This is a genomic window from Actinomycetota bacterium, assembly GCA_035759705.1.
GTDB lineage: Bacteria > Actinomycetota > CADDZG01 > JAHWKV01 > JAHWKV01 > JAJCYE01.
In genome coordinates, this window is record DASTUJ010000142.1 from 1 (window position 1) to 3464 (window position 3464).

Consider the following 3464-nt stretch of genomic DNA (forward strand, 5'->3'; position numbering starts at 1 on the left):
GAGGGTGAGCCTTCCCTGATCGTCCGGATGCTTGTCGGAGGACTGGCGTATGCGGTTCCGATGTTCATCCTCGGCGTGGTCGCCCCGGGCAGCATGGGCATGGGCGACGTGAAGCTGGCTGCCTACCTGGGGGCCCACCTGGCCTGGCTGTCGTACAGCCACATCATGGTGGGAGCATTTCTTGGGTTTTTGATCGGCGCGGTGCTCGGCCTGCTGCTGATTGCAGTGCGAAAGAAGGGGCGGAAGGACACCCTGCCGTTCGGCCCCTCGATGGCCATAGGGGCCTTCCTGGTCCTGTTCGTAGGGTCTCTGTCGCAGGTATTGAGTCCCTAAATTGGCTTACCGTGTTACGACATTTCTGGTCGGTTACGCCGACCTGGCCCGATGTCAGGGACTGTGAATGCCCGGCCGGCACGTCTACGCCGATCTAGTAGGGGCTGGGGGCTGCTTTCCCACGCTTCGTACCGTGCATCGAGGTTGGGGAGAACGGCCTCAAAGATGAGGAACTTGCTCCGGAGGAGTTCACTCCCGGGTGGGCTGTCGGCGATTCTTCAACGCTTTCGCTAGCGGCCGTTTGACCCGCCGGCCGAAGTGTCAGTCCACGTTGGAAATGCCTGCCAATCCAAAGGGTAGTCTAACAAGAACTGGTTGCAACAATGGGGAGACGGTGTGCCAAGCATTAAGAGTCCCAGAATCGCAATTCTAAGCATTAGCCTGGTCACCTTGGTCGTAGCAATCACCCTGCTCCTAACGACAACAGGTTTCGGGCAGCAAGATGCGAAGTTCTCAATGAAATCTGCAGACCGGATGAGCGATGTGGTTCGTACCCCGCAAGGCAATTTCCTTGTGCTCAATGCCGAGGGGTCCCGGGTCGAGGTCAAAAGGCTGGACGCGAGCAATGGGAATCAGGTCACCGAAGGAGGCTTCTCCGCCGCCGGAACCGTCGACTATTTGAAGCTCGCTACCCAGACCACTGCCGGACCCGAGGGTAGGACCATGGGAATCGCGGTTTCATGTCCCGGCGGATTCGTCGGCAGCGCGGATGATGGACAGTCGGAGGAATCCGAGTTTCGCATCTGTCCCGAGGACCCGGTTTGGGAGTCGTTCGAGATCGACGGCAACGGTGATCTCATTGGCGAGCCACAAATCGTGCCGGAGGGAGCTAGCGGCTTCTTGCACGCCTCCGAGTCCTCCTTCGTGATCGGAAGCGGGTTGTTGCTGAAGGACGGCGAATGGCAGCCCATCAATTCTGGCCTTCCCGGCCGCACCGGGGATCCGTGGGTATCGTGTGCCACCAATCGAGAGTTGTATGCACTGTACGGGGACCCGGGTCCCCGTAGTACGACGGGGTCGGAGAGCGCCTTTCCAAATCCAGATCCCAACTACGGCCTGTTCCGTTACGAGTTGGATGGATCGCTTGATAACCAGTGGACCGAAGTACCTATCCTCGGCCTTCGGGATGCGACGATGGCGTTAGTCGCCTGCAGCAGCGATGCGGCAATCGTCCAGGCTGACAGGACATTCGTGTCCAGCAAGTCGCCGGACAAAGTAATTGAATTACCCGGGAAAGCGTCGAGCTTGCTGCTCAACATTCCCTCGAAGCTGCCGGTTATCACCTACCTCATCCCGCCGCCGCCAGGCGAGTCCAGAGGTACGAGGCGTTGCGCAATCATCGAGCCGGATCGACAAGTTATCACGGAAAACAGAGACAATTGTTATGGAGTCCCCTGGCGCTCAGGTGATGACGAGTACATCAGCGTGGTGGAGGTCGGTCGAGGCGACATCGAATTGCGGGAATGGTGAGTCGCATTCGGAGTGTGCTAGTTCTGAGCACGATGCTGGCGACCAGTATCGTGGCCTTTCAGTCAGTTTCAACGGCCCAAACGCATCCAAGGCAAATTGCAGTCCAACACAATCTGTGGGGGGCAAGGGGAGGAACGGCTCTGAACCTTTCGATAGGCCAAGAAACAGTCGACCGCCTTGAGGAGCGTATGAGCGAGGTTTACCTTGTTTCCCTCAACGAGGTCTGTTATTGGCAATGGCTCCAGGTTCAGTCGTTGCTAACCCAGGCGCTCGGCTACGTTCCAATGGCTCATTGGGCCATAGGGACGCCAACTGACCGTTGCGCTGCTGGCGGCGGGAACGGGAATGACCAGTCGGAGACCGTCGCTCCTGAATTCCAGACAAATAAACGATTTACGGGAGCGTGATCATCGGGCTGGTCCCTCAATCCGGGCCATGGCCCACAGGGGCTTCGGCGCTCTACAAGAGGAACCCCCCCTATCCACCCCCGCCAAACCAAGTGAAGGTAACTGAGCACCGGGGCCTCGCTTGTCTTTACGGCTTAAGGCCACCCTACCAACCAAGTCAGAACGTGACAGCTTGCACGACACATCTAGCAACCGACGATGGCGATACCAGGGCTCAGCTTGCTGAACTGATGAATGGAGCGGCACCGACGGTGTTGGCCAACACTCCGTTCTTCATAATGGGTGACCTGAATATCTATGGGCTACCGCCAGGAGCGACTCAGGATGGACCAAATGAGAGCTACATACTCAGAGATTGGTTTTACCCCCTGTTTAAAGAAGGTGACAGGTCTTACGGATCTGGATCCAAACGATCAACTTCCGAGTATGGAGCCATAGACTATGTCTTCAGGAGGGTGCCAAATTTGTTTAGCGACGGCCCCGTCATCCTGGACGTGCCAAACACAGACCACCACTGGTTCGAAACCTACGTCTGGCCCGCGTACTGATTGAACAGACCTCATCCACGAGGACAAGGCCACCGGGGGGCGACCGGCTGGTACTCCCACGACAACAGGCAGCCGAACCGGGCTCAGTAGGTCCAAGCCCTTGCTCGGCCAACTCAGATGGGCTCGAGCGCAGCATCCGTCTTGGAGCGCAATCCGCTGTCACGACCTGCCGGCGACCAAAATCCATGTCGGCCCTAACCCAGACCTATCCGGGCGATTTTACTCCTTCCCGGGCGCACTCGGAAATCTGAAGTAGGCTAAATTCATGTTCAGATACCTCACGGCAGGCGAGTCCCACGGCCCAGCGCTCAGCGTCATCGTCGACGGAATGCCTTCCGGCGTGCCCATCGAGACCAAGTTCATTGCCGATGAGCTGGCCCGCCGTCGCCTCGGGTTCGGGCGCGGCCCACGCATGAAGATCGAGCAGGACAACCTCGAGCTGCTCTCCGGTGTTCGCTTCGGCCTCAGCCTCGCCAGTCCCATCTCCCTGGTCATCCGCAACTCCGAGTGGTCCAAGTGGGAGCGGGTTATGTCCCCCGAAGGCCACCAGGCCGGCAACGTCCTGACCGAGCCGCGCCCCGGCCACGCCGACCTGGTCGGCATGCAGAAGTACGGCTTTGAGGACGCCCGCAACGTCCTGGAGCGCTCCAGCGCCCGGGAGACCGCCGCCCGCGTCGGAGCCGGCGCCCTCGCCAAGCTCTTCCTT

The 3464-nt window shown here is 59.2% G+C and carries 3 protein-coding genes; all 3 read left to right on the plus strand.

Annotated elements, in window-relative coordinates; translation table 11 throughout:
- A partial coding sequence (locus VFV09_09960; GenBank protein HEU4868041.1) for an A24 family peptidase occupies nucleotides 1-333 on the plus strand: 333 nt, incomplete at its 5' end.
- A gap of 390 nt (nucleotides 334-723) precedes the next feature.
- Nucleotides 724-1803, plus strand: a complete 1080-nt coding sequence (locus VFV09_09965; GenBank protein HEU4868042.1) for a hypothetical protein — start codon at nucleotides 724-726, stop codon at nucleotides 1801-1803.
- A 1220-nt stretch (nucleotides 1804-3023) separates the two neighbouring features.
- Nucleotides 3024-3464 (plus strand): chorismate synthase (locus VFV09_09970; protein ID HEU4868043.1); only part of this gene is annotated, 441 nt, incomplete at its 3' end.